This is a genomic window from Actinomycetota bacterium (genome assembly GCA_004297305.1).
In the GTDB taxonomy this organism is placed as follows: Bacteria; Actinomycetota; Actinomycetes; order S36-B12; family FW305-bin1; genus FW305-bin1.
Genome location: SCTR01000006.1, coordinates 280,049 through 305,569, shown reverse-complemented (window position 1 = coordinate 305,569; position 25,521 = coordinate 280,049). Strand labels below are relative to the sequence as shown.

General features: G+C 71.4%; 25 protein-coding genes. 24 read left to right on the top strand and 1 reads right to left on the bottom strand.

The features are described 5' to 3' along the window. The first annotated feature begins 50 nt into the window (after window positions 1–50). The 12 genes from mftB to EPO13_04230 all read left to right on the top strand — a co-directional run bounded on the left by mftB (window position 51) and on the right by EPO13_04230 (window position 13,800). A complete protein-coding gene (mftB, locus tag EPO13_04285) occupies window positions 51–332 on the top strand; it encodes a mycofactocin biosynthesis chaperone MftB (GenBank protein TAK70460.1) in 282 nt (93 codons plus the stop codon). Next, window positions 215–1,567, top strand: coding sequence for a mycofactocin radical SAM maturase (mftC, locus tag EPO13_04280; GenBank protein TAK70186.1), 1,353 nt, complete (start codon window positions 215–217; stop codon window positions 1,565–1,567). The genes mftB and mftC overlap by 118 nt, the downstream gene beginning before the upstream one ends. Window positions 1,568–1,638: 71 nt before the next feature. Beyond that, on the top strand, window positions 1,639–2,313 hold the full coding sequence (gene mftE / locus EPO13_04275; protein TAK70459.1) for a mycofactocin biosynthesis peptidyl-dipeptidase MftE: 675 nt from the start codon (window positions 1,639–1,641) through the stop codon (window positions 2,311–2,313). Continuing rightward, window positions 2,310–3,098 carry an SDR family oxidoreductase gene (locus tag EPO13_04270; GenBank protein TAK70185.1) on the top strand — a complete coding sequence of 263 codons (789 nt, stop codon included), beginning with the start codon at window positions 2,310–2,312 and terminating at the stop codon, window positions 3,096–3,098. Before mftE ends, EPO13_04270 begins: the two co-directional genes overlap by 4 nt. Next, on the top strand, window positions 3,079–4,533 hold the full coding sequence (gene mftF, locus EPO13_04265; protein TAK70184.1) for a mycofactocin system glycosyltransferase: 1,455 nt from the start codon (window positions 3,079–3,081) through the stop codon (window positions 4,531–4,533). The genes EPO13_04270 and mftF overlap by 20 nt, the downstream gene beginning before the upstream one ends. 277 nt (window positions 4,534–4,810) lie before the next feature. Beyond that, complete coding sequence (locus EPO13_04260) at window positions 4,811–6,040, top strand: hypothetical protein (GenBank protein TAK70183.1); 1,230 nt, start codon at window positions 4,811–4,813, stop codon at window positions 6,038–6,040. 125 nt (window positions 6,041–6,165) lie between these two features. Then, on the top strand, window positions 6,166–8,922 hold the full coding sequence (locus EPO13_04255; protein ID TAK70182.1) for an ATP-binding cassette domain-containing protein: 2,757 nt from the start codon (window positions 6,166–6,168) through the stop codon (window positions 8,920–8,922). 34 nt (window positions 8,923–8,956) lie between these two features. Then, a complete protein-coding gene (locus EPO13_04250; protein TAK70458.1) occupies window positions 8,957–9,655 on the top strand; it encodes an ABC transporter ATP-binding protein in 699 nt (232 codons plus the stop codon). A 29-nt stretch (window positions 9,656–9,684) separates the two neighbouring features. Next, complete coding sequence (locus EPO13_04245; protein ID TAK70181.1) at window positions 9,685–11,175, top strand: aldehyde dehydrogenase; 1,491 nt, start codon at window positions 9,685–9,687, stop codon at window positions 11,173–11,175. A gap of 42 nt (window positions 11,176–11,217) precedes the next feature. Beyond that, entirely contained in the window at window positions 11,218–12,048 is an 831-nt protein-coding gene (locus EPO13_04240; protein ID TAK70180.1) for an NAD(P)-dependent oxidoreductase, read from the top strand. A 164-nt stretch (window positions 12,049–12,212) separates the two neighbouring features. Further along, window positions 12,213–13,214 (top strand): FKBP-type peptidyl-prolyl cis-trans isomerase, encoded by a 1,002-nt coding sequence (locus EPO13_04235; protein ID TAK70179.1) that lies wholly within the window; start codon window positions 12,213–12,215, stop codon window positions 13,212–13,214. A 10-nt stretch (window positions 13,215–13,224) separates the two neighbouring features. Beyond that, complete coding sequence (locus EPO13_04230) at window positions 13,225–13,800, top strand: dCTP deaminase (GenBank protein TAK70178.1); 576 nt, start codon at window positions 13,225–13,227, stop codon at window positions 13,798–13,800. A 72-nt stretch (window positions 13,801–13,872) separates the two neighbouring features. Here the strand turns inward: EPO13_04230 and EPO13_04225 are convergent, their stop codons facing one another. Next, entirely contained in the window at window positions 13,873–14,367 is a 495-nt protein-coding gene (locus EPO13_04225) for an inorganic diphosphatase (protein ID TAK70457.1), read from the bottom strand. Between the two features lie 199 nt (window positions 14,368–14,566). Between EPO13_04225 and dacB the strand changes: the two genes are divergently transcribed. The 12 genes from dacB to EPO13_04165 all read left to right on the top strand — a co-directional run bounded on the left by dacB (window position 14,567) and on the right by EPO13_04165 (window position 25,466). Further along, window positions 14,567–16,015 (top strand): D-alanyl-D-alanine carboxypeptidase/D-alanyl-D-alanine-endopeptidase, encoded by a 1,449-nt coding sequence (dacB, locus tag EPO13_04220; protein ID TAK70177.1) that lies wholly within the window; start codon window positions 14,567–14,569, stop codon window positions 16,013–16,015. A gap of 115 nt (window positions 16,016–16,130) precedes the next feature. After that, window positions 16,131–17,198 (top strand): coenzyme F420 biosynthesis-associated protein, encoded by a 1,068-nt coding sequence (locus EPO13_04215; protein ID TAK70176.1) that lies wholly within the window; start codon window positions 16,131–16,133, stop codon window positions 17,196–17,198. Window positions 17,199–17,204: 6 nt separating this feature from the next. After that, window positions 17,205–18,266: a tRNA lysidine(34) synthetase TilS gene (tilS, locus tag EPO13_04210; GenBank protein ID TAK70175.1), complete on the top strand. Its 1,062-nt coding sequence runs from the start codon at window positions 17,205–17,207 to the stop codon at window positions 18,264–18,266. A 75-nt stretch (window positions 18,267–18,341) separates the two neighbouring features. Beyond that, the gene (hpt, locus tag EPO13_04205) at window positions 18,342–18,896 is read left to right on the top strand and encodes a hypoxanthine phosphoribosyltransferase (GenBank protein ID TAK70174.1); all 555 of its coding nucleotides are present in this window, start codon (window positions 18,342–18,344) and stop codon (window positions 18,894–18,896) included. Window positions 18,897–19,076: 180 nt separating this feature from the next. Beyond that, a complete protein-coding gene (gene hflB / locus EPO13_04200; protein TAK70173.1) occupies window positions 19,077–21,176 on the top strand; it encodes an ATP-dependent zinc metalloprotease FtsH in 2,100 nt (699 codons plus the stop codon). A gap of 37 nt (window positions 21,177–21,213) precedes the next feature. Further along, a complete protein-coding gene (gene folE, locus EPO13_04195; protein ID TAK70455.1) occupies window positions 21,214–21,801 on the top strand; it encodes a GTP cyclohydrolase I FolE in 588 nt (195 codons plus the stop codon). Between the two features lie 68 nt (window positions 21,802–21,869). Beyond that, window positions 21,870–22,793, top strand: a complete 924-nt coding sequence (folP, locus tag EPO13_04190; protein TAK70456.1) for a dihydropteroate synthase — start codon at window positions 21,870–21,872, stop codon at window positions 22,791–22,793. Between the two features lie 20 nt (window positions 22,794–22,813). Next, window positions 22,814–23,197 (top strand): dihydroneopterin aldolase, encoded by a 384-nt coding sequence (folB, locus tag EPO13_04185; GenBank protein ID TAK70454.1) that lies wholly within the window; start codon window positions 22,814–22,816, stop codon window positions 23,195–23,197. After that, the gene (folK, locus tag EPO13_04180; GenBank protein TAK70172.1) at window positions 23,194–23,712 is read left to right on the top strand and encodes a 2-amino-4-hydroxy-6-hydroxymethyldihydropteridine diphosphokinase; all 519 of its coding nucleotides are present in this window, start codon (window positions 23,194–23,196) and stop codon (window positions 23,710–23,712) included. The genes folB and folK overlap by 4 nt, the downstream gene beginning before the upstream one ends. Then, window positions 23,709–24,260: a DUF3180 domain-containing protein gene (locus tag EPO13_04175; protein TAK70171.1), complete on the top strand. Its 552-nt coding sequence runs from the start codon at window positions 23,709–23,711 to the stop codon at window positions 24,258–24,260. Before folK ends, EPO13_04175 begins: the two co-directional genes overlap by 4 nt. Window positions 24,261–24,346: 86 nt before the next feature. Continuing rightward, window positions 24,347–24,658, top strand: a complete 312-nt coding sequence (locus EPO13_04170; protein TAK70170.1) for a hypothetical protein — start codon at window positions 24,347–24,349, stop codon at window positions 24,656–24,658. Between the two features lie 106 nt (window positions 24,659–24,764). Then, on the top strand, window positions 24,765–25,466 hold the full coding sequence (locus EPO13_04165; GenBank protein TAK70169.1) for a hypothetical protein: 702 nt from the start codon (window positions 24,765–24,767) through the stop codon (window positions 25,464–25,466). Window positions 25,467–25,521: the final 55 nt, after the last annotated feature.

Here is a 25,521-nt window from a genome sequence, read left to right as displayed (position 1 = left end):
AGGGGTCGGCCGCTCGTGCGCCCAGTGGAGCCGTCGCAACAGCCGACGAGCTGTTGGACCGACCGTGGTCGCTGGGCTCTCAGGTGGCGTTGCGCCAGGAGCCGTTCGGCGCGTTGCTGTACGACTACCGGTCTCGGCGGTTGTCGTTCCTCAAGCACCCCTTACTGGTCGCGGCGGTCGAGCACCTCGCGACGAGCCCGACGGCTCGCGCCGCATGCCTGGCAGCTGGTGCCGACGACGATCAGGTCGCGGTACTGGCCCGGTCCCTGGCAACCCTGGCGCGCACCGGAATGATCGAGGAGCCGGCTATGACTGGGCGCGGTACGCGGTGAGCGCCGACGCGGCGATCGTGGTCGGCCCTGCACCTGGCCGTGGGCGATTGGCCGACCAGTTGGAACGCGGGCTTGCCGCACCGATCTGTCTGACCTGGGAATTGACGTACGCGTGCAACCTGGCGTGCGTCCACTGTCTGTCCAGCTCCGGCCGACGCGATCCACACGAGTTGACCACCGACGAGTGTCGGCGCTTCATCGACGAACTCGAGCGGATGCAGGTCTTCTACGTCAACGTCGGCGGCGGCGAACCGACGATCCGACCCGACTTCTTCGACCTGCTCGACTATGCGACTGCGCACCGTGTCGGCGTCAAGTTCTCCACCAACGGCGTCAGGATCACTCCGGCGGTTGCGGCTCAGCTGGCAGCCAACGACTACGTGGACGTCCAGATTTCCCTCGACGGCACCACTCGCGAGGTCAACGACGCCGTCCGGGGGAGTGGCTCCTACGACATGGCGCTCGCGGCGATGGAAAATCTGGCGGCTGCCGGGTTCACCGGCTTCAAAGTGTCCGTGGTCGTGACGCGTCACAACGTCGGTCAGCTCGACGAGTTCCAGCAGCTCGCCGAGCGGTACGGCGCGGCGCTGCGCCTCACCCGGCTTCGGCCGTCCGGCAGGGGTGCCGACGTCTGGCCACAGCTGCACCCCCATCCGGAGCAGCAACACGAGTTGCACCAGTGGCTCGTATCGCACGGCGAGGGGGTCATGACCGGCGACTCGTTCTTCCACCTCAATGCCTTGGGCCAGTCGCTGCCCGGATTGAATCTGTGCGGCGCCGGGCGGGTCGTGTGTCTGGTGGACCCGGTAGGCGACGTGTACGCCTGCCCCTTCACGATCCACGATTCGTTCCTGGCGGGAAACATTCGGGCCCCGGGTGGTTTCGCCCGGGTCTGGCGGGAGTCGGACCTCTTCGCGTCGCTGCGTCAACCGACCGCGGGCGGGACGTGCTCATCGTGCGAGCACAGCGAGACCTGCCGGGGCGGTTGCCCGGCTGCGAAGTTCTTCACCGGTTTGCCGCTGGATGGTCCGGATCCCGAATGCGTCCTGGGACATGGCGAAGTCGCCCTCCAGCAGGCCGGAGCCGTGCCGCGGGCGTCCCGCGACCACTCGCGCCCGGCGGGCCGCCGAACGCCTGTTCCGGTGCGCATCGGGACACGGCCCGACGATGACGCGCTGCCACCCGTGCCGGGGTGCGCGCAGGACCCCTTGGCCGGCTTCGTCCCCGCCTCGTGATCGATCCGTCCGCAGCGCTCGACGGGGCGGCCGCCGTCTCGCCGGAGGTGGCGGCTCTCGTCTCGCCGGAGGTGGCGGGGCTGACCTCGCCGGAGGTGGCGGCATCGGCCGCCACCGGGCTGCTGCTGGTCCCGGTCGGTTCGACCGAGCAGCACGGTCCGCATCTGCCGCTGGCCACCGACACGCTCATCGCCGTCGCACTGGCACAACGCGTCGCCGCCGCCGGCCGGGCCGGGTGCCTGGTGGCGCCAGCCTTGTCCTACGGCGCCAGCGGGGAGCACGCCGGATTCGCCGGCACGCTGTCGATCGGGACCGCGGCGACCACGCAGCTCCTGGTCGAACTCGGTCGTTCCGCGACGCAGACCTGGCCGCGGTTGCTGTTCGTCTCGGCCCATGGCGGCAATACCGCAGCGCTGGCGGACGCAACGGCGACCCTGCTCGGCGAAGGGCGGCGCGTCCGCTGCTGGGCACCGTCCTGGGACGGCGACGCCCATGCCGGCTACACCGAAACGTCGCTGATGCTCGCCATAGCTCCGCAGTCGGTCAGGCTGTCGCTCGCCGAGGCTGGCAACGGCGAAGCGTTGCCGGCCCTCATGTCTCGGCTGCGCGCGCACGGCGTGAAGGCCGTCAGCGCCAACGGCGTCCTCGGTGATCCGCGCGGTGCTACCGCCGAGCATGGCGAGCAGTTGCTGACCGCGGCGACCGCCGCCCTCATCGCATTCGTCGACGACTGGCCACTGCTGTGACGAGGGTTGCCGTCGTCACGGGTGCGGCGCGAGGCATCGGGGCGGCGACCGTCGGCGTCTTGGCCGCGCACGGCTGGTGCGTGCTAGCTGTCGATCGCTGTGCCGACGATCCGCGGCTGCCGTACCCGCTCGGGACGTTCACGGAACTGCAGGCTGTGGTGGGGGCGACCGGTGAGCCCGGCCGCGTCCGTGCGGCGGTCGCGGACACCTGCGACGCCGATGCCATGGCCGGCGCGGTGGCGATGGCCGAATCGAGCTGGGGCGGGGTCGACGCGGTGATCGCGGCAGCCGGTGTCATCGCCGGGGGTGAACCGTTGTGGGACATGGCCGGCGACCGCGTGCAGGCGGTACTGGACGTCAACCTGACCGGCGTCGTGGTCGCCGCACGGGTGGGTGTTCCGGCGTTGTTGCGTCGCCCGACGCCGCGGTCGGGGCGGTTCCTCGCCGTAGCGTCGGCCGCCGCGACGCGCGGCTTCCCGATGCTCGCCGCGTACTGCGCCGCCAAGGCCGGGGTAGTTGGCCTGGTTCGGGCGCTGGCCGTGGAACTGGGCGGCAGCGGAGTCACCGCCAACGCCGTCAGCCCCGGCTCGACGGCGACCGAGATGCTGGCTGAGAGCGCACGGCTCTACCGACTGCCCGGCCCGACTTCCTTCAGCCAGCAGCAACCGATCGGCCGGCTGCTGGAGGCGGACGAGATCGCCGCGGCGCTGGCCTGGCTCGCCGGTCCGACGACCGACGCCATCACCGGCGTGGCCGTACCCGTGGATGGCGGGCTGGCATTGTGACCAGATTGTGACCGGCGACCTTCCCATGCCGCCGCTGCCAGCCGGCTTCTGGCTACGGCTGAGTTCGACCACGCTGCGGGGGCGGGCTGGCCACCGGCTTGTCGGCGGCTCGCCCAGCCGGTCGGTGCTGCTCACCCAGCGCGGTCACCTTGTGCTGCAGCAGATACTCACCGACGGGACCACCGAAGCGCAGCCGGCAGCCCGGCTCGCCCGCCGGCTGACCGACGCGGGGCTCGCCGACCCTCGACCGGTCCGCCAGGCCACCGACGCAGAGGTTGCCGCGCGGGTCACCGTCGTGATTCCGGCTCGTGACCGGATCGACGAACTCGAAGAATGCCTGTCGGCGCTGGGCACCGGCCCGGCGGTCATCGTGGTGGACGACGGATCGATCGACAGTGGCGCGGTGGCCGCAGTGGCGCGTCGGTACGGCGCGCATCTGGTGCGTTCCGGTGGTCATGGGCCCAGCCAGGCACGCAACCGTGGCCGCGCCGCGGTGACCACCGACCTGATCGCGTTCCTCGACAGCGACTGCGTCGCACCCCGTCACTGGTTGCCGGAGCTGGTGCCGCATTTCGACGACGCCGCGCTGGGCGCCGTGGCCCCCCGCATCCGGCCGGCCGGTGGGGCCCGCCGTGGTCGTCTCGCCATCGCGGCCGGATGGTCGACGTACCGGCAGACCCGTTCCCCGTTGGACCTCGGCGACCGGTCGGGACCTGTCGGACCGGGCAGGCGCGTGCCCTATGTGCCGACTGCGGCGCTCGTCGTGCGCACGTCGGCCGTCGGGTCCGGCTTCGACGAGTCACTGCGGTACGGCGAAGACGTGGACCTGCTGTGGCGCATGGTGTCCGATGGTTGGCGAATCCGGTACGACTCAGCCGTGACAGTGGGCCACCGCGAACCGGTGGGCATCCGCGCCGAGCTTCGTCGCCGATTCCGGTACGGGACATCGGCGGCCGCCCTGGCTCGCCGGCATCCGGGTCGGCTCGCGCCGCTGCTGGTCAGGCCCGTTGTGCTGACCGGCATCGTCGCGATCCTGAGCGGTCATTGGCCTGCGGCCTTGCTGGGAACTCTGGGGTTCGCCGTCCTCGCCGTTCGGCTGGCACGCTCCTGGCCGCAGCGCCCACCCGATCTGCGGCTGGCGGTGCGGGTGGTGGCGATGGCGGCCCGCTCGACGGCCGTCGCGCTGAGCCACGTCGCGGGGACGATCTTGCTGCCGCTGACGCTGATCGGGCTGGGACAGCGTCGCACCCGCCCGCTATGCCTGGCGCTGCTGGTAGGCGCCCCGCTGGGCCGCTGGTGGACTGACCGCGGGGGCGACCCTGCCCGCTGGGTGTCGTGGGAGATTCTCCTGCAGGGGGCCTACGGCGCCGGCGTCTGGTGGGGCTGTGTGCGCGATCGCACCTGGGAACCAGTGGTGCCACGCCTGGCCTGGTAGCAGCACCGTCGCCGAATTTCGCGAACTGGATGCTGACTTGGCTCGGACCAGGGAAACATCGCCGCTGGCAACGTGAACCAGCGCTCCGTTTCCGGTTGGCGCGAGCAGTTCGGTGTCCGGCCCCGCAGTACCGAAACGTCTTTGCGGCGAGGACAGACCACCCCTTGACACCGGGTGCCGAATAGTCCTAGAAACGTCCCCGCAGACGGACATCGGTTTCGTCACCTTCGTCGGATACATCGAGCACGCGCGGGTTTGCTTTCGCGCGGGCAAGGGGATGTGCGTGAGACGTTCAAGGATCGGATGGGTCGCCGCCGGCGCCATGCTGGCCGTCGCCATGACCGCATGTGGAAGCAGCAACGGGGGAACCTCGAGTTCGCCGAGCAGTACCGGGAGCCAGGCCAAGACGCCGACCGGAACACCCTGGGTGATCGGCCAGATCGGGTCGTTCACGGGGCCCGCTGCCTCAACGCTGGGCGAGGCAGCACCGGGTTTCGAGGCGTGGGTCAAGTACACCAACGACCACGGCGGAATCGACAATCACCCGATCAAACTGGTGCAACTCGACGACGGGGCCGACCCCGCCAAGTCGACTGCTGCGGTGAAACAACTCGTCGAGCAGGACAAGGTCATCGCCATCGTCGACTACAGCCTCGTCGACTCCGCTTGGGCCGATTACGTCAAGGACAAGGGCGTACCGGTCATCGGGGCGATCCTGTTCAACAAGACGTTCGGGACCAACCCGGACTTCTTCCCCGTCGGGGCGACGTTCGAGGGCATTCAGTACGGCATGCTGGCGGAGGCCGCCAAGGCCGGGGCGAAGACCTTCGGCTTCTTCAGTGTGACCAACACCGCGGCCGCGCAGGAGACGATCGCCTGGTACCGCGAGAACACCACGAAGCTGAACCTGGGCTTCACCAGCCCGCCGCTGATCGTGACGATGGACTACGTATCACCGAACTACACGGCCCAGTGTCTGGAAGCCAAGTCGCAGAACATCGCGGCTGTGTATGTGGGCGCCCCCACCACGCAGACCCTGAAGGTGTACGACGACTGCAAGAAGCAGAACTACAACTTCACCCACGTCGGAAACCTCTACCAGGTCAACGACACCTGGCTGACGACCCCGTCGGCGGACGGCGCGATCATCGCCTCGGCCGTCGTGCCGATCGCCTCGACGCTGCCGGCCAACCAGGAGTTCGTGAAGGCGATGGCGACATACGCGCCCGGCGTGAAGTACGGCGGGACTGCGCAGATGAACTGGGTTGCCGGGCAGCTCTTCGCCGCGGCGGCCAAGGCGGCCAAGCTGGGCGACAGCCCGACCGCCGCCGGGGTACTGGACGGTCTGTACGCACTCAAGGGCGAAACTCTCGGGGGCCTCGCGCCGCCGCTGACCTTCGTCAAGGGAAAGCCGACCACGATCCCGTGCTGGTTCACCTACAAGGTCAGCAACGGTTCCTTCGTGGTCCCACCCGGTGGCGACAAGGCGCAGTGTCAGCCGAGCTGACCGTCAGGGTGGAGGTCGCATCGGTCGGGCGGGGCCACAGCAGGGGCCCCGCCCGACGCGGCCGACGCCCACGTCGCCGTAAGAGCCCGGCAGGCCGCTCGCCCAGGTAGTGAGGACGGCAATTCGTGGAGCAGTTCATCGCCTTCGTGATCATCGGACTGACCACCGGTTCTGTGATCGGCCTGGCGGCCACCGGGCTGGTGGTGACGTACAAGACGTCGGGGATCTTCAACTTCGCCCAGGGGTCGCTGGCGGCGGTCTCGGTCTACCTGTACTACTGGCTCACCCACGACCTCGGGATGCCGTGGTGGTGGGCGGCGGCAGTGTCGTTGGTCGTCGGCGGACCGCTGTGCGGGTTCCTGTTGGAACTGCTCGCGCGTCGCCTCGCCGACTGTGACCACACCATCAAGATTGCCGCCACCGTCGGCATCGTGGTCGCTGTCATCGCCGTCGGCGTCATCCTGCACGGCGGTGCGGCGCCCACTGTCGAGCCGTACCTGCCGACCGGGACGTTCGAAGCGGTCGGGGTCAATATCGGCTGGGACCAGCTGATCATCTTCGTGATAGCCACGCTCGCCACCGCCGGGCTGTATCTGTACTTCCGTTGGGCGCGTAGCGGGGTGGCCATGCGTGCGGTCGTCGACGACCCGGCGCTGGTGGCCATGACCGGGGCGAGTCCGATCCGGATCCGGCGGACCGCCTGGATCATCGGCGCCAGCTTCGCCTCGTTGTCCGGGCTGCTGTTGGCCCCCAGCCTGAGCGTGGACGGGGTCGTACTCACCCAGCTCGCGATCCAGGCATTCGGGGCTGCAGCCATTGGCTACTTCACGAATCTGCCGCTGGCGTACGTCGGCGGTCTGCTGCTGGGAATCGCCGGAGCGATGGCAACCAAGTACTCCGTGTCCATCAACTGGCTGACCGGACTGCCGCCGGCATTGCCGTTCATCGTCCTGTTCGCAGTCCTGATCGTCCTGCCGCGACGGTTGCTGGCCGATCGCCGCTACCTGACCGCGCGGCGAACACCCGACGCCTGGCACGCGCCGCCGCGGGTCCGGATACTGGCCGGCGCGGTTGCCGTCCTGATCGCGTGCTTCGTCCCGGCGGTGGTGGGTACCAAACTCGTCGTGTTCTCCGCCGCGCTCGTGGCCATCGTCCTGTTGCTCTCACTGGGACTGCTGACCCGGCTGTCAGGGCAGGTCTCGCTGTGTCAGTACGGTTTCGCTGCCATCGGTGGCGCGGCGACGGCGCAGCTGTCGACCAACGTCGGTCTGCCCTGGCTGCTGGCACTCGTCCTGGCCGGGGCCATCACCGTCCCCGTCGGAGCCTTGCTCGCCATTCCCGCGATGCGGCTGTCGGGAGTGTTCCTGGCTTTGGCCACGCTGGGCTTCGGCATCTTCCTGGAGCAGCTGCTGTACACGACGCCGTTGATGTTCGGTGAGACCACCAACGGCATCAGTGTCGGGCGCCCGGATCTCAGCATCGGGCCACTCGACTTGTCGACCGACACCGGCTACTTCTACCTGCTCCTCGGTTTCGTCGTGGTGGCGTCTGCGGCCACGGTGCTCGTGCAGCGCAGCAGGTTGGGGCGGTTGTTGAGCGCGATCCGCGACTCGCCGGTGGTCCTGGAGACCAACGGCGCCAGTGTGAACACCAGCAAGGTCATCGTGTTCTGCCTGTCAGCGTTCATGGCCGCCGTCGCCGGCGGACTGCTGGTGAGCCTGTTCGGAGTGGCGACGGCGAGCCAGTTCTCGTCGTTCTCGTCGCTGACCCTGCTCGTGCTGGTCGTGATCATTCCGTTCGGGACACCGTGGTACGCCGTCGTGGCGGGACTGGCCTTGCAGGTGATCCCCGCCTACATCAGCAGCGGCGAGGTCACCAACTACCTCAACGTGATCTTCGGTATCAGCGCCGTACTGGCGCCGTACACCCTCCTGTCGCATCCCGGTATGCCCCAGCGGCTTCGCCGGCTGGCATGGCGCATCGACGCCGCACTGCGGTTCGGCCGACCGCGCGCCGAGGAACCGGTGGTGGCGGTGGTGTCCGACGGGCCGGTGGAGTCGGCCCAGCCGCGCGGCGGCCTGACCGTCCACGACCTCGTGGTGCGCTACGGCGGCAACGTCGCGGTGGAGCACCTCAGCCTGGTTGCGCGCCCAGGCAGGATCACCGGGCTGATCGGCCCGAATGGAGCGGGCAAGACCTCGACGTTCAACGCCTGCAGTGGCCTGCTCCATGCCACCGCGGGCCGGATCGAGCTGGGCGGTCGCGAGGTCAGCCGCCGAAGCGCCGCGGCGCGTGCCCGGCTCGGTCTTGGGCGGACCTTCCAGCGGGTCGAGCTGTGCCAGTCCCTGTCGGTCGCCGAGAACCTCGCACTCGGCCGGGAGAGTGCGCTTGCCGGCAGCAATCCGTTGCGGCACATCGTGCCGCGCCGGGGGGACCGCGACGTCGTCGCGGCCGCTGTGGCGGATGCGGCCGAGCAGGCCGGCGTAGGGGACCTGCTCGACCGTGACGTGACGTCGCTGTCCACCGGGCAGCGGCGCCTGGTCGAGCTTGCCCGCGTCCTGGCTGGTCGCTACGACACGATTCTGCTCGACGAGCCGTCATCGGGCCTGGATCGGGTGGAGACAGCAGCGTTCGCCGAAGTCCTGACCCGCGTCGTCCGGGAGCGCCGCCTGACGATGCTCATCGTCGAGCACGACATGGCCCTGGTCCGCGACATCTGCGACGAGGTCTACGTCCTCGACTTCGGCCGGCTGATCTACGACGGTGCACCACAGGAGATGTTGGCGAGCCCCATCGTTCGCGCGGCGTACCTGGGCTCCGACGAGGTGACCACCCTGCTGGATGCAGCGCCGGTGCTGGCGGGAGGCCCCGCCGATGACTGACTCGATCGCGGACAGTGGCGCCGGGGACGGGGCGGTGCTGCGGCTGACAGGGGTCACCGCCGGCTACGGGGCGACGACGGTGTTGCGCGACGTCACGTTGGAGGTCGCACCCTGCACGGTCGTCGCCCTGCTGGGCGCGAACGGCGCAGGCAAGACAACGCTGTTGCGGGTTGCCGCCGGATCCCTGCAGCCGTCGTCCGGCACGGTCGAGTACGCCGGTCGCGACAGCGGCGGCGAGCGAGCGGACAGCAGGGCACGACGCGGCCTGTGCCACATCCCGGAGGGCCGCGGGATCTTCCCGACCCTCTCGGTCCGCGACAACATCACGTTGTTCGCCGCCCGACGGGACGCCACGGCAGCGATCGACCTCGCGTTGCAGGCATTCCCGGCATTGTCGGGTCGGCTACGACAGACCGCGGGCACCATGAGCGGCGGCGAACAGCAGATGCTGGCGCTGAGTCGGGCCTACGTGTGTGATCCGCGACTGGTCCTGGTCGACGAGGCATCGATGGGACTGGCGCCGTTCGTCGTCGATCTCGTCTTCGAGTTCCTCCAGCGCGTCGCCGCACAGGGGACGGCACTGCTCGTCGTCGAGCAGTACATCAACCGCGTCCTGGCGATCGCTGATCGTGCATACGTCCTCAACCGTGGGTCGGTAGCGCACAGCGGACCGGCGCGAGATCTGTTGCAGGACGACGTCTTCGAGCGCTACGTCGGCGCCACCACGAACTGAGCGACCCGACTGCCAATACAGGAGGCATGATGTTCGAACGGCATGGGATGTTCATCGACAACCAGCTGACGCCGTCGGCGGGCGAAGAGCTCGACGTCGTCTCGCCGGCGACCGAGGAACGGATCGGCCGCGTGACCTTGGCGACCAAGGCCGAGATCGATCGCGCCGCCGCGTCGGCACGCCAGGCCTTCGATGCCGGACCGTGGCCGAGGATGGCCGTCGAGGAACGCCGGGCGGTCATCGCGAAGGCGGCAGACGTGCTGCGCCCCCAGGCGGCCGAGCTCAGCGAGCTGGTCACCAAGGAGAACGGCATCATCATCCGCTATCAGCAGGGCAACGTCGCACACGAGTTCGGCTACTACGGAAACCTCCCGTATCCAGAACCCGTGGCGCGCCAGATTCCCGGTGAGGCCGACGCAACCATCGTCAAGGAGCCCGCGGGTGTGGTGGCGGCCATCGTGCCGTGGAACGCCCCGGTGCCGCTCGCTCTGGAGAAGGTGATACCGGCGCTGCTCGCCGGGTGCACGGTGGTATTGAAGCCGTCACCGGAAACTCCGTTGCAGGATTATGTGTTCGCCGAGGCATTCCGCGAAGCGGGATTGCCGCCGGGGGTTCTCAACGTCGTGCCCGCCGACCGTGAGGTGTCCGAACACCTGGTCCGCAGCCGCGACGTCGACCTGGTGTCGTTCACCGGGAGTACGGCGGCCGGCCGCAAGATCGGCGCCATCTGCGGGGAGCAGTTGAAGCGCGCCATTCTCGAACTCGGCGGCAAGTCCGCCGCCATCGTGCTCGACGACGCCGACCTCGATGAGCTCGCCGCGATGGTGCTGCATACCGGGATGTTGCTCAACAACGGCGAGGGGTGCATCAACTGGGCCAGGATCCTGGTCCCACGCAGTCGGCACGACGAGATGGTGGAGGCGTTCTGCGGCGTGCTGGAGCAGGTCAAGGTCGGCGATCCCCTCGACCCGGCGACCGATATCGGTCCGCTGGTCGCCGAGCGGCAGCGCGACCGCGTCGAGGGTTACATCCGCAGCGGTCTCGGCGAGGGCGCGAAGATCGCCTTCGGTGGTGGACGTCCGGCCGGGCTGACCAAGGGCTGGTTCGTCGAGCCGACCCTGGTCGTCGGGGCCGACAACGGGATGCGGTTGTGCCGGGAGGAGATCTTCGGACCGGTGGGCACGGTGATCCCGTACGACGACGACGAGGACGCCCTGCGCATCGCCAACGACACCAACTACGGACTCGGTGGGGCCGTGTTCACCGGCGACCTCGATCGCGGCAGGGCGTTGGCCGGCAGGATTCGCGCCGGGACGGTGGGGGTGAACGCATTCGGCGTCGGCCACGAGCTCCCCTTCGGTGGCTACAAGGACTCCGGTATCGGCCGTTCACATGGACCGGAGGGTCTGCTGGAGTACTTCGAAACCAAGACGATTGCGCTGCCGTCGACGTCCGGGGTTGCCGCCTCGGCGATCGGCGCGGCCACCATCGCTCGTAGCGGCGCGGACTCCCCGAGCTGACGATCTCGCTCAGCTGACACCGACGTGGAAGTGAGGACAACCATGGGACGAGTCGAAGGCAAGGTCGCCTTCATCACCGGAGCGGCCCGCGGACAGGGTCGCAGTCACGCGCTGCGGCTCGCCGACGAGGGCGCGGACATCATCGCGGTCGATCTCTGTGAAGGCCTGCGGTCCAACGTGGCGGCGGCGGCGACTCCGGAGGACCTGACCGAGACCACGCGGCTGGTCGAGAAGCTCGGTGGGCGGATCGTGGCCATGGTGGCCGACGTCCGCGACGTCGAGGCATTGCGGACGGTCGTGGGGGCGGGTGTCGCCGAGTTCGGACGGCTCGACATCGTCTGCGCCAACGCCGGAAGCTGGACCTACGGACCGGCCCACGAACTCACCGAAGAGGAGTGGCAGGACACCCTCGACGTCAACCTCACCGGGGCCTGGAACACAGCCAGAGCCGTCATTCCGATTCTCATCGACCAGGGTGAGGGCGGTTCGATCATCTTCACCAGTTCGGCCATGGGTTTGAAATCGGCGCCACACGTCGGCCACTACGCGGCCGCGAAGCACGGCGTCATGGGCCTCATGCGGACCCTGGCACTCGAGCTGGCGCCGTATCGGATCCGGGTGAACAGCGTGAATCCGGGCTCGGTGAACACCGACCTGATCCACAACACCGCGACGTACGAACTCTTCGCTCCTGATCTGACCAATCCCACCCGCGACCAGGTCGGCGAACGCTTCGCCGCACTGAGCGCCCTGGGGGTCCCGTGGGTCGAGGCCGAGGATGTGTCCAACGCCGTGCTGTTCCTGGCCTCTGACGAATCGCGGTACGTGACCGGGATCCCCATTCCGGTGGATGCGGGGGTGTTGGTCCGGTAGGCGGCATCGGTACGCCGGGCACTCGGCCGGACTGCGGCCGCCGCGGGCAGTCACAGGATTCTCATAGGAAGTCCGTATCAAGCCCGTACCTGCGGCGGCGACGGGCGCGGCGGGCCCGACGTAGGGTGCTGGTGCCCCCGCCCCCTCCTTCTTGAGGCTTCGCCATGCGCCGTACCGCTGCCGCCGCTCTGCTGGCGACGTCGGCCCTGTTGCTCGCCGCCTGCGGCGGTTCGTCCGCCGCCGACCCGTCGGCGGCGGCCTCGCCGTCGGCCAGTGGGGCGGACTGCCCGGCGGCGAGCCCGGCGCCCGTGCCGACCGCGGCCAACCCGGCCCTGCCGACCGTCGCGGGCGCGGCCGGGACCAAGCCCACCTTCACCTTCCCGGCCAGCCCGGCTCCGACCGAGCTCACCGTGCAGGTGCTGACGACCGGTACCGGCCCGATCGTGCGGACCTGCGACCAGCTCGTCGTGGACTACCTGGGGCAGATCTGGAACGGCGCCGTCTTCGACAATTCCTTCGACCGCGGCGAGGCGTCCGTCTTCCCCATCGGCGTCGGCCAGGTCCCGCCGGGCTGGGACAAGGCGCTGGTGGGTCTCCCGGTCGGCAGCCGGGTGCTGGCAGCCCTGCCGCCGGCCGAGGGCTACGGCACCGCCGGCCAGTCGCAGGCCGGCATCAAGGGCACCGACACGCTGGTGTTCCTCATCGAGATCAAGGCGGCGTACTCCGTCGACGCGAAGGCGCCGGGCGGCGCCATACCGCAGCCGGCGCCCTCGACCGGGCCGCAGGTCACCGGTGACCTGACGGCGCAGCCCACGGTGACCGTGCCGGCCGGTTCTCCCGAGCCGACCGAGCCGACGGCGGTGGTGCTGGCGAAGGGCACCGGGCCCGCGGTCGTGCCCGGTGAGGTCATCACGCGGTACGCGATGGTGGACTGGACCGGCAAGGCCGTGGAGAGCACGTGGGATGCCGGCGTACCCACGACGATCCCGGTGGGTACCAAGGGCGACGGCTCGATCACCTATCCGCTGCAGGGCATTCCGGTCGGTTCCCGGGTCCTGCTCACCCTGCCCGGTTCGCCGGCGAACGCCGCGACGGGTCAGGCCGCCATCCCCGCCCGGGCCGTGGTCATCGATCTGGTCGCACAGGCGACCGTCGCCAAGCAGTAGCCTCCGGCCCGTGCTGCTCTCCGACCGCGACATCCGTGCTCAGGTCGCCGCCGGTCGCGTCGCCTTGCAGCCGTACGACGACGCGATGGTGCAGCCGTCGAGCATCGACGTCCGGCTGGACCGGTTCTTCCGGGTGTTCGAGAACCATCGGTACCCGCACATCGATCCGGCGCAGGAGCAACCGGACCTGACCCGGCTCGTGGAGCCGGAGGCCGACGAGCCGTTCATCCTGCACCCGGGCGAGTTCGCACTCGCGTCGACGTACGAGGTGATCACGCTTCCCGACGACGTCGCCGGCCGGCTGGAGGGCAAGTCCTCGCTCGGCCGGCTCGGGTTGCTCACCCATTCCACCGCCGGGTTCATCGACCCGGGATTCAGCGGCCACGTGACCCTCGAACTGTCGAACGTCGCGACGCTGCCGATCAAGCTGTGGCCGGGGATGAAGATCGGCCAGCTGTGCCTGTTCCAGCTGTCGTCGGCGGCGGAGCACCCGTACGGCTCGGCCGTCTACGGCTCGCGGTACCAGGGCCAGCGTGGCCCGACCCCGAGCCGGTCGTTCCAGAACTTCCACCGCACGCCGGTCTGACCGAGCGCGCCGGTCCGACTCGGCGCGCCGGCTTCCCCGGCGCTCAGGACTTCGGGCGCCGGGTGGCGGGCCTCAGTGCGTGGAACCCTCGGCGGTGAACCGGTCCCGGCTGGCCTTGATCTCCTGTTCGGCCTCGGTCCGGCCGACCCACGAGGCGCCTTCGACGGACTTGCCGGGCTCGAGATCCTTGTAGACCTCGAAGAAGTGCTGGATCTCCAACCGGTCGAACTCCGCCACGTGGTGGATGTCGCGGATGTGCTCGACGCGAGGGTCGCCGACGGGCACGCAGAGCACCTTGTCGTCGCCGCCGGCCTCGTCGGTCATCCGGAACATCCCGATCGCCCGGCAGGTGATGACGCAGCCCGGGAAGGTCGGCTCGTCCAGGATCACCAGGGCGTCCAGCGGGTCGCCGTCCTGGCCGAGCGTGTCGTCGATGAACCCGTAGTCGTTCGGGTAGCGCGTCGAGGTGAACAGCCGGCGGTCGAGTCGGATCCGGCCGGTGTGGTGGTCGACCTCGTACTTGTTGCGGCTGCCCGCGGGAATCTCGACGGTCACGTCGAACTGCAGCGGCTCCACGGGGTGACTCCTCACGCGTCGGGGTGTGCGACGTAGTCTCCCGTAGGCCGCCAGGTGGCAGTCCACCGCGGGGTCACCCGTGCCGCAGCAGCACCGAGCGGCCGCCGGCCCCGCCGGCCGCGGCGCGGTGAGGCTCACGAAGGCCGCAAAGTGGTTGTGCTGAGCGCGGTTTCGCGGCGAGGAGGCGACGGTGGGGCAGCGTCGTACGGCGTCCCGCCGCCGCGCAGCGCTGTGTTTCGGTGTCATCGGGATCACAACGCTGGGCCTCGCCGGCCCCGCCTCTGGCACCCCGTCGGGTACGCCGACGCCGTCCGCGACCCCATCGGTGTCGTCGCTGGCCCCCATCGTCGTGCTGCCGCCGACCGCTGTGGCCGGCTCGGCCGCGCCGGTGCCCACCACCGCCGGGCTGACGGCCGCGCTCACCCCACTGCTGGCCGACCGGGCGCTCGGGCCGGCGGTATCGGCCACCGTCGTTGACCCCGCCACCGGCACCGTCCTGCTGGACGCGACAGCCTCGCGCCCGACGATCCCTGCCTCCACGCTGAAGACACTGACCGCGGTCGCGGCGCTACGGGCGCTCGGACCGGACAGCCGGCTCACCACGCGGGTCGTGCGGGGCAGCGCACCCGGCCAGCTGGTGCTGGTCGGGGGTGGCGACGCGACGCTGGTCACCTCCCCGGCCGACCAGCAGGTCGGGCACGCCGGCGACGGCGACCTGGGTACGGCGAGCCCGCCGGGGGCGACGCTGACCGATCTGGCCGCCCGTACCGCCGCGGCGTTGGCCGCCGAGCGCGGCGCGGGGGCGCCGTCGAAGACGACGATCACCCTCGTCGTCGACGACAGCCTGTTCAGCGGTCCGAAGCTGGGGCCGGGCTGGCAACCGTCGTACCCGGCGCTCGGGGTGGTGTCCCCGGTGAGCGCCCTGTCGGTCGACGCCGGCCGCACCGGTCCGGCGGCGACGTCGCGGTCCGCGGACCCGGCGATGGCCGCGGCAACGACGTTCGCCCGGCTGCTGTCCGGACTGGGAGTCACCGTGGCCGGAGTGGTCCGCGGGCTGGCCCCGACGGCCGCGACCGAGGTCGCCGCGGTCAGCTCACCGCCGCTGGCCGACGTCGTCGAGCGGATGCTCACCTACTCCGACAATGACATTGCCGAGGCGCTGGCGCACTTGGCCGGCCGCGCGCTGCTGGGTCAGCCGACCTTCGCCGGCGGCGCCGCGGCGACCCGGCAGGTCCTCGGCGAGCTCGGTGTCGACGTCGCCGGGCTCACCGTCGTGGACGGCAGCGGCGTCTCGCGCGGCAACGCAGTCCCGGCGCAGGTCCTCGCCGGCACGCTGAGCGCGCTGAGCACCGGGGCGGCGCCGTACGGCTGGCCCGGTATGACGGGGCTGCCGGTCGCCGGGGCCACCGGCACGCTCGCGGACCGGTACGCCAGCCCCGCCACCGCGGCGGGCGCGGGCACGGTCCGCGCCAAGACCGGCACCCTCACCGGGGTCAACGGGCTGGCCGGCACGGTGCGCGACGCCGACGGCCGGCTGCTGGTCTTCGCCGTGCTCACCGACCGGGTGCGAGACCCGGCGTCGGCGCCCGCCGCGCTGGACCGCATCGCGTCCGCCATCGCCGGCTGCGGCTGTCGCTGACCTTCGACTGTGGCTGAGCTCCGGATATCGCTGAGCCGCGGCTGTGGCTGAGCTGCGGCTGCCGATGATCGGTCGACCGGCGGCTGCGGCGGTCGTGGTCGCCTAGGGTCGACGTATGGCGGATGTCGTCGACTGGGACCTCGCCGCGGCGACCGGCCTCCGGCTGGTCCCGGGCGGCCCGCCGGCCACTCCTGCCGCTGCGCGCCAGGCTGTCGACCAGTTGCGGCAGGTGGCCGCCGCCGCCGTCGGTCCGGTACGGGAGGTCACGGGCCTGATCGCCCGCACCGACGCGGCCACCGTCGTCGTCGACCGGCAGGCCTGGCTGCTGTCCAACGTCGAGGGTTTCCGGACGGTCGTCACGCCGTACCTCGAGCGGGTCCGGGCACGCCAGCAGGCGTCCGGCGCCCCGGCCGCCGGGGCGATCGCCGCTGTCGGCTCCCGCGCCACCGGGGCCCAGGTCGGGGCGGTGCTGGCGTGGTTGTCCGGGAAGGTGCTGGGCCAGTTCGAGGCGTTCGCGGCGCCCGGGCGCCCGCACCGGCTGCTGCTGGTAGCGCCCAACATCGTCCAGGTCGAGCGCAAGCTCGAGGTCGATCCGCGGGACTTCCGGCTGTGGGTGGCGCTGCACGAAGAGACCCACCGGGTCCAGTTCGGCGCAGTGCCGTGGCTCGGCGATCACCTCCGGGCGGAGATCGACCAGTACTTGCTGGCTGCCGACCTGACCGCCGGCGACGCGGTACGGCGCGCGCTGGCGCTGCTGCGGGCCCTGGTCGGCGTCCTGCGCGGCGACACCGACGCCAGCGTGGTCGAGGCCGCGCAGACTCCGGCGCAGCGGGCCGTCTTCGATCGGCTCACCGCTCTGATGTCCCTGCTGGAGGGGCACGCCGACCACGTCATGGACGAGGTGGGTCCGTCGGTCGTGCCGACCGTGGCGCAGATCCGCGAACGGTTCGACCGCCGCCGCCGTGAGCCGGGCGCAGTCGACGGGCTGGCCCGCCGGCTGCTCGGGCTGGACGCCAAGCTGCGGCAGTACTCCGAGGGCGCCGCGTTCGTCCGCGGCGTGTTGGCTCGTGCCGGCGAGGCCGGCTTCGCCCGGGTCTGGACGACGCCGGAGCACCTGCCGACCCGCGGCGAGATCGCCGACCCGGCCGCCTGGGTGGCCCGGGTGGTCGGCGGGGCCGGCTGACCGGCGATGGTCGCCGTCACCCCGGCCGGCCCCGGCGGGTCGCCGGGAAGCCCGCAAGGCGCAGTCCGCGCCGCGGTCCGCGCGGGACTGGCCGACCTGCCGCCCGGGGCGGTGGTGCTCGTGGCGTGTTCGGGCGGCGCGGACTCGCTGGCGTTGGCCGCGGCGACGGCGGCGGTACGGCCGGGGTCGGGTGCGGTCGTCGTCGACCACGGCCTGCAGGACGGGTCGGCCGCGGTGGCGCAACTGGCCGCGTCGCAGTGCGCCGGGCTCGGTTTGGCGCCGGTCGACGTCGTCTCGGTCCAGGTGGCGGCCGGGCCCGGCTCGGGTGGGCCGGAGGCTGCCGCGCGCGCGGCGCGCCACCAGGCGCTGATCTCGGCCGCGCAACGCCACGGTGCCGCGGCCGTGCTGCTGGCCCACAGTCGCGACGACCAGGCCGAGACGGTGCTGCTCGGTCTGGCGCGCGGGTCGGGGGCGCGGTCGTTGGCCGGCATGGCGCCGGTCGCCGGGCTGCTGCGACGGCCGCTGCTGGGGCTGCCTCGCTCGGTGCTGCGCGCCGCGGTGCAGGCCGCGGGCCTGCAGCCGTGGGACGACCCGCACAACGCCGACGCGCGCTATGCCCGGGTGCGGGTCCGCGACCGGGCCCTGCCGGTCCTCACCGCCGAACTGGGTCCGGCGGTGGTGGCGGCGCTGGCCCGGTCGGCCGACCTGTTGCGGGCCGACGCCGACGCGCTCGACGACTGGGCCGCGGAGGTCGCCGGACGAGCGCTGGTCGCCGGACGAGCCCGGGTCGCCGCGCCGCCCGCGGCGAGCCGGGCGGACACGGTCGGCGTCGTCCTCGATTGCGCCGTCCTGGCCGCGGTACCGGTTGCGGTCCGCTCCCGGGTCCTGCTCGCCGCTGCCCGCGAGGCCGGCGCGCCAGCCGGTGCGCTGACGGCCGGTCACGTCGGTCGGCTCGACGCGCTCGTCGTCGCGTGGCGGGGGCAGGGACCGGTCGCTCTGCCGGGTGCTGTCTGCGCGTCACGCGCGTGTGGCAGGCTGACGCTGCGCCGGCAGCCGCAGCCTGACTGAGGGCTCGGCCTGCGGGGTCGCGGGGGCCCGCCCGGCCGGATGCTTCGTCGTACGCCGGCAGCGAGGAGAGGTCCCGTGGACGCCAAGGACCTCGAGGGCGACCTCGCCTCGGTGCTGATCGACGAGGAGACCCTGCACCGCCGCATCGGCGAGCTCGCCGCCGAGATCGACGCGGACTACGCCGGTCGGCAGCTGGTCCTGGTAGGCGTCCTCAAGGGCGCCGTCATGGTGATGGCCGATCTGGCGCGGGCGCTGCAGCGGCCGGTCGAGATGGACTGGATGGCGGTCTCGTCGTACGGATCGGGGACGAAGTCCTCGGGCGTCGTCCGGATCCTCAAGGACCTCGACCGCGACATCGCCGGCCGGGACGTCCTGCTCGTGGAGGACGTCATCGACTCGGGCCTGACGCTGTCGTGGCTGTTGCGCAACCTGCGGTCGCGCGGCCCGGCGTCGGTCGAGGTGTGCACGTTGCTGCGCAAGCCCGACGCCATGAAGGTGGACCTCGAGGCACGGTACGTCGGCTTCAACATCCCCAACGAGTTCGTCGTCGGGTACGGCCTGGACTACGGCGAGCGGTACCGCAACCTGCGGGTGGTCGGGACGCTGGCTCCGCACGTGTACGGCGGCTGACCCGCCGTCGCCGACTTCGGCTGCCGCCTCGTCGTCGGCGGTGGGAACACCGCAGTGGCCACCGGGCGTTTGGCCAGCAGGTCAACGCTGGGCGACGTGTCCGAACCGGCGTGTACCGTCTAGGGCGCCGGCTGCGGCTGGCACCACCCCACGGCAGGAGGGACGGGGCCACCCCGCTCGATGGACGTCAGGCGCATCATCCGCGGGCCCATCTTCTGGGTCGTGCTCGCCGTCGTGCTGGTGCTCGTCGGTTCCAACCTCGTGTCCGGGATCGGCGGGCCGACGCAGGTCGACACCAGCCAGGCGATCACGGAGATCCAGCAGAACCAGGTGTCCCAGGCGACTCTCGTGGACCGCGAGCAGCGCCTGGAGCTCGTGCTGACCAACGGCGACAAGCAGACGACCCAGTTCATCAACGGGCAGGGAGTCCGGCTGCAGGAGTTGCTGCAGTCCAAGGTGGACGCCGGCCAGTTGACCAGCTACAAGGTCACCGTTCCGCAGGACAGCGTCCTGGTGACGCTCCTGGTCTCGCTGTTGCCGATCGCGATCATCGTGCTGCTGCTGTTCTTCTTCATGAGCCAGATGCAGGGCGGCGGCAACCGGATCATGAACTTCGGGAAGTCCAAGGCGAAGGCCCTCAACAAGGACATGCCGAAGACGACCTTCGCCGACGTCGCCGGGGCGGAGGAGGCCGTGGAAGAACTGCAGGAGATCAAGGAGTTCCTGCAGGAGCCGGCCCGGTTCCAGGCGGTCGGGGCGAAGATTCCCAAGGGCGTGCTGCTGTACGGCCCGCCCGGCACCGGCAAGACGCTGCTGGCCCGGGCGGTCGCCGGCGAGGCCGGCGTGCCGTTCTTCTCGATCTCCGGCTCGGACTTCGTCGAGATGTTCGTCGGTGTCGGCGCCAGCCGGGTTCGTGACCTGTTCGAGCAGGCGAAGGCCAGCGCCCCGGCGATCGTGTTCGTCGACGAGATCGACGCCGTCGGCCGCCACCGCGGCGCAGGCTTGGGCGGCGGGCACGACGAGCGGGAGCAGACGCTCAACCAGCTGCTGGTCGAGATGGACGGCTTCGACGTGGCCGGCGGCGTCATCCTCATCGCCGCGACGAACCGGCCCGACATCCTCGACCCGGCGTTGCTGCGGCCGGGCCGGTTCGACCGGCAGATCGCCGTCGAGAGTCCCGACCTGACCGGCCGATTCGCGATCCTGCAGGTTCATGCGCGCGGCAAGCCGCTGGCACCGGGCGTGGACCTCATGGCTGTCGCTCGCCGTACGCCGGGATTCACCGGCGCCGACCTGGCCAACGTGCTCAACGAGGCCGCCCTGCTGACGGCCCGTTCGCACGCCACGCTGATCGACGACCGTGCGCTGGACGAGGCGATCGACCGGGTGATCGCCGGCCCGCAGCGCCGTACCCGGGTGATGGACGACCACGAGAAGAAGATCACGGCGTACCACGAGGGCGGCCACGCCCTGGTCGCCGCGGCGCTGCCGGACAACGACCCGGTGCACAAGATCACGATCCTGCCGCGGGGGCGGGCACTGGGCTACACGATGGTGCTGCCCGACGCCGACCGGTACTCCACGACCCGCAGCCAGATGCTCAACCAGCTCGCGTACATGCTGGGCGGCCGGGCCGCCGAGGAGCTGGTGTTCCACGACCCGACGACCGGGGCGTCCAACGACATCGAGAAGGCCACGTCCGTCGCCCGCGCGATGGTGACGCAGTTCGGGATGACCGAGCGGCTGGGCGCGATCCGCTACGGCCAGGAGCAGGGCGAGGTCTTCCTCGGCCGCGACATGGGCCACGTGCGCGACTACTCGGAGGAGATCGCCGCGGCGATCGACGAAGAGGTCCGCAAGCTGGTCGACACCGCGCACCACGAGGCCTACGAGGTGCTGGTCGCCAACCGCGACGTGCTCGACCACCTCGTGCTGGAGCTGCTGGAGAAGGAGACGTTGGACAAGGCCGACGTGGAGCGCATCTTCGCGCCCGTCGTCGTCCGGGACACCCGGCCGGCCTGGACCGGTTCGACCCGCCGGCGGCCGTCCGACCGCGGTCCGGTGCTCACCCCGCGCGAGCGGCTGGCCGACCAGGGCGGCGCCGCCGCCCACGGCACTCCGGTGAACGGCACTCCGGCGAACGGCAGTACGGAGGGCGCCGGCAGTACGACGGCCAGCGGCGCTCCGGCCAGCGGCGCGCCGGCCAACGGGAGTGCCCCGGCGCCGACCGGTCCGGTACCGGGCCCCACTGGACACCCGCACCCCGGCACGGCGGGATGATCCGGCCGTGACCACACCGACCGTCAACCCCGTCGTCCTGCCCGACGGGACCGTCGTCCGCCCCTTCGACCACGACCGGGTGGTCGCGGCCGTCCGCGAACTGCTGCTGGCCGTCGGCGAGGATCCGACGCGCGAGGGCTTGCGGGAGACGCCGGAGCGGGTCGCCCGGGCGTACGCCGAGACCTTCGCCGGCCTGACGATGGCTCCCGAAGAAGTCCTCAGCACCACGTTCGACCTCGGCCACGACGAGATGGTGCTGGTCAAGGACATCGAGCTGTACTCGACCTGCGAACACCACCTGGTGCCGTTCCACGGTGTGGCGCACGTCGGCTACATCCCCGCGGAGGACGGCCGCATCACCGGGCTGTCCAAGCTGGCTCGGCTCGTGGACGTCTACGCGAAGCGGCCGCAGGTGCAGGAGCGGCTGACCACCCAGGTCGCCGACGCCCTCGTGCGGATCCTCGACCCGCGCGGCGCGATCGTCGTCATCGAGTGCGAGCACCTGTGCATGTCGATGCGAGGCATCCGCAAGCCCGGCGCGAAGACGGTGACCAGCGCGGTCCGTGGTCAGCTGCGCGATCCGGCCACCCGTGCCGAAGCGATGTCGCTCATCCTGGGGTCGTGACGCCCGCAGCCGTGCGGCATCCGCAGGGGCTGCCGGCGGAGTTGGCCGCGCTCGACCGGTGCCTGGTTATGGGCGTCCTCAACGTCACCCCCGACTCGTTCTCCGACGGCGGCCGCTACCTCGACCCGGTCGCCGCGGTACGCCGCGGCACCGAGCTGTACGCCGCCGGCGCCGATCTGGTCGACGTGGGCGGGGAGTCGACCCGGCCCGGCGCCGCCCGGGTCGGCCACGACGAGGAGCTGCGGCGGGTGCTGCCGGTGATCCGGGGTCTCGTCGGCGCCGGCGTACCGGTCAGCATCGACACCATGAGCGCAGCCGTCGCCACCGCAGCCGTCGACGCAGGCAGCTGCCTGGTCAACGACGTCAGCGGGGGACTTGCCGACGCCCGGATGCATCCGACGGTTGCCGACCTGCCCGTGCCGTACGTCGCCATGCACTGGCGCGGCCATTCGGCGGGTATGGCCGCGCTCGCGACGTACGACGACGTGGTCGCCGATGTCTGCGCGGAACTCGCCGCCCGGCTGGCAGACGCCGACCGGGCCGGCCTCGCGCTCGACCGGATCGTCGTCGATCCCGGGCTGGGTTTTGCCAAGACCGCAACGCACAACTGGGCCCTGCTGCGGCGGCTGGATGCACTGCGGGCGCTGGGCCGGCCGGTGCTCGTCGGCGCATCGCGGAAGCGCTTCCTCGGTGATCTGCTGGCGACCGACGGTGCTCCGCGCCCGGTCGCCGACCGCGATGACGCGACCGCGGCGATCAGCGCGCTGGCGGCGTCCGCCGGCGCGTGGTGCGTTCGGGTGCACGACGTACGGGCCAGCGCCGACGCAGTCCGCGTCGTCACTGCCTGGCAAAGCGGAACTGCCCGGGAAGGCGGAACTGCCCGGGAAGGCGGAACTGCCCGGGAAGGCGAAACTGTTTCAGAAGGCAGAACTGTTTCAGAAGGCGGAACTGTTTCAGAAGGCGGAACCTCCTGGGAAGGCGGCCAGTCGTGAGCGTCCCGTGGGCCGACGGCCTGGATGTGGTGCGGCTGCTCGGCGTTCGCGCGCGCGGGCATCATGGCGTCCTGGCACATGAGCGGCGCGACGGCCAGGAGTTCGTCGTCGACGCCGTGCTGGGCCTGGACACCCGCCCGGCCGCAGCCGCCGACGACCTGGCGCTGACGGTGGACTACGGCGCGCTGGCGGCCGACCTCGTCGCGGCGGTGCAACGTGACCCGGTGGATCTCATCGAGACCCTCGCCGCCCGGCTGGTCGCCGTGTGCCTGCTACGGCCGGCGGTTGTCGTCGCCGAGATCAGCGTGCACAAGCCCCAGGCGCCGATCCCCGTGCCGTTCGCCGACGTCGTGGTGACGGTACGGCGCAGCCGGACCGAACCGGACGACGCAGGTGCTCGGTGACCGTGCGCGCTGCGCTGGCGCTGGGCGCCAACCTCGGTGACCGGTTGTCGGCCCTGCAAGGAGCCGTCGACCTGATCGCGGGTGCTGCCGGGGTACGGCTCGTCGCGATCTCCGACGTGGTCGAGACCGATCCGGTCGGTGGCCCGGCGCAACCGGCGTACCTCAACGCCGTCGTCGTGGCCGACGTCGACGTCGCCCCGTCCGCACTGCTGGCGATCGCCCATTCCGCCGAGCAGGCGGCGCGGCGTACCCGAGAAGTACGGTGGGGCCCAAGGACTCTGGACGTCGACATCCTGGCCGTGGGCGACGTGGTCAGCGACGACCCGGTCCTCACGCTGCCGCATCCGCGGGCTCACGAGCGCGGCTTCGTGCTGGTGCCGTGGGCGCAGGTCGACCCGGATTTCGTGATCCCCGGCCGCGGTCGAGTGGCCGAGCTGGCGGCCGCGGTCGGCGATGCCGGGGTACGCCACCGCCGCGACCTCGTCCTGGTCGGTGCCGTCGGTGGCCGCCGATGAGACCGACCCGGCTGCGGGTGCTGCTGGCCGTGGCCGTCGTCGCGGCCGCGATCGGTTGGGGCGCAGTACGTCTGGTGGACAGCCTCGGTGGCCGGATCCTTCCGGTGCCGTGGACGGCCGGCGCGGCGACCTGGTTGCTCGCGGCCGGCGTCGGGCTCTGGGCGCTGCTGATCCGGCCCCGGCTGCGGCGAGCACCGGGAGCGGTCCCGCTCGCGCCGATCGTGGCGGCTCGATCCGCCGCGCTGGCGATGGCCGCGTCGCGGACCGGGGCGGCGGTGGCCGGGTTCTACGCCGGAGCTGCGGTCGGGCTGGCGCCGATGCTGCATATCCCCGCTGCGGCGCAGCGATTCACTGCGGCGGTGGTGGCCGCGACCGGTGCCGCGGCGCTGGTGGCCGTGGCGTTGTGGCTCGAGCGGCTGTGCCGGCTGCCGGACGATCACGACGACGACCGTGGCGATGGCCCGTCCGGTGACGGCGCCGGCGGGGTGCGCGGTGGCGGGGCCGTCGCGACGGTGACCGACCGACCGTCGTCGCGGCTCCTGCCATAGCGCCGGCCGCGCCGGCGACACCGGTGTCGCTGTACTGGTGTCAGGCCGCTGACACGGCGACGTCGTCGGGTCCTAGTCTCACGGCCATGACCGACGCCACCGGAAGCTCCACTGCCCTCGAGGACCTGCCGTACGAGGAACTACGCGACCGGGCGTTCCACCTCGCCGAGCGCCGGCTCGACCTCGGGTTCTTCGTCGATCTGCTGCGGCACACCGAAGCCGCGCACGCGATGGCCGACGAGGGCGGGTCGCTGGGAGAGATCGGCGGCAGCATCATCGAGACGGTGCAGGCGGCCCGGGAGGCCTTCGGCAGTGCCCGGATCGGCGAGGAGCTCGAGCCGCTGTTCCGGGCCCGCTTCGTCACCTACCTGCGCGAGCACGGCCGCCACACCGGCTGACACGAGGATGGTTTCTCGCGCCCGCCGAGGCGCAGCGCGGGGGACACGGGTCGGCTGCGGCCGTGGCTGCGGGGTCAGCGCCGGTCGCCGCCCTACGCTGCTGGCCATGACGTCCGGTCGGCACAGTCGTCGCCGGCGGAAGTCGGCGCTGATCGCCGACATCGCCGCGTCGCGCGCCGACGTGGCGCGGCTCCGCGAGGAACTGGCCCAGCTGCGCGGCGACCTTGCCCGTCAGGCAGCCGATATCGCGGCTCAGGCCGACGAGATCGGGTGGCTGCGTCGCGGCCAGTCGGGACTGCACCACGTCGTCGCCGGCACGGTCGAGGCCGCCCACGAGCAGACCGCCGAAGTGACTGCGCTCCGCCTCGAGGTGGCGATGCTGCGGATGCGCACCGCCTTCCTGCCCGGCGTCTCGCCGGCTGCAGCAGTACCCGGTGCAGCGGAGCCGGACCAGGCCGACACCGACACCGATACCGATACGCCGGCCGAGCCGGGCACCACGGCGGGCTCGCCGGCGCCGGGTGGCGGCCCGACGACGACCACGGTGCTGCTGGACGAGGTGGCCGACCTGCGGCAGCGGCTGGACACCGCCAGCGGCCTGGTCGAGCACGTGACGCGGACGTTGCTGCCGACGCCGGGCGGTCCACCGCCGGCGGCCGTCGTACCGGAGGACGACCGGGCCGTCGACGACGGCGACGTGCCGCTGGAGACCCTGCGCTTCCCGCTGAGCGCGGTGACCGATCCGGTCGATGTGCAACTCGACGTGGACCCCGCTGCCGACCCCTACCTGCGCGCGTCGCCCGACTGAGGTCGTCGCCGGACTGAGGTCGTCGCCGGACTGAGGCGCGTCGCCGGACTGAGGT

Excerpts from the sequence above, each read along its gene's own strand:
- EPO13_04260 (TAK70183.1), top strand. The coding sequence starts at position 4,811 with ATGTGCGTGAGACGTTCAAGGATCGGATGGGTCGCCGCCGGCGCCATG.
- hflB (TAK70173.1), top strand. The coding sequence starts at position 19,077 with ATGGACGTCAGGCGCATCATCCGCGGGCCCATCTTCTGGGTCGTGCTC.
- tilS (TAK70175.1), top strand. The coding sequence starts at position 17,205 with ATGGTCGCCGTCACCCCGGCCGGCCCCGGCGGGTCGCCGGGAAGCCCG.
- EPO13_04175 (TAK70171.1), top strand. The coding sequence starts at position 23,709 with ATGAGACCGACCCGGCTGCGGGTGCTGCTGGCCGTGGCCGTCGTCGCG.
- EPO13_04245 (TAK70181.1), top strand. The coding sequence starts at position 9,685 with ATGTTCGAACGGCATGGGATGTTCATCGACAACCAGCTGACGCCGTCG.
- EPO13_04235 (TAK70179.1), top strand. The coding sequence starts at position 12,213 with ATGCGCCGTACCGCTGCCGCCGCTCTGCTGGCGACGTCGGCCCTGTTG.
- EPO13_04240 (TAK70180.1), top strand. The coding sequence starts at position 11,218 with ATGGGACGAGTCGAAGGCAAGGTCGCCTTCATCACCGGAGCGGCCCGC.
- mftC (TAK70186.1), top strand. The coding sequence starts at position 215 with ATGCCTGGCAGCTGGTGCCGACGACGATCAGGTCGCGGTACTGGCCCG.
- folP (TAK70456.1), top strand. The coding sequence starts at position 21,870 with ATGGGCGTCCTCAACGTCACCCCCGACTCGTTCTCCGACGGCGGCCGC.
- EPO13_04215 (TAK70176.1), top strand. The coding sequence starts at position 16,131 with ATGGCGGATGTCGTCGACTGGGACCTCGCCGCGGCGACCGGCCTCCGG.
- mftF (TAK70184.1), top strand. The coding sequence starts at position 3,079 with ATGGCGGGCTGGCATTGTGACCAGATTGTGACCGGCGACCTTCCCATG.
- EPO13_04165 (TAK70169.1), top strand. The coding sequence starts at position 24,765 with ATGACGTCCGGTCGGCACAGTCGTCGCCGGCGGAAGTCGGCGCTGATC.
- EPO13_04170 (TAK70170.1), top strand. The coding sequence starts at position 24,347 with ATGACCGACGCCACCGGAAGCTCCACTGCCCTCGAGGACCTGCCGTAC.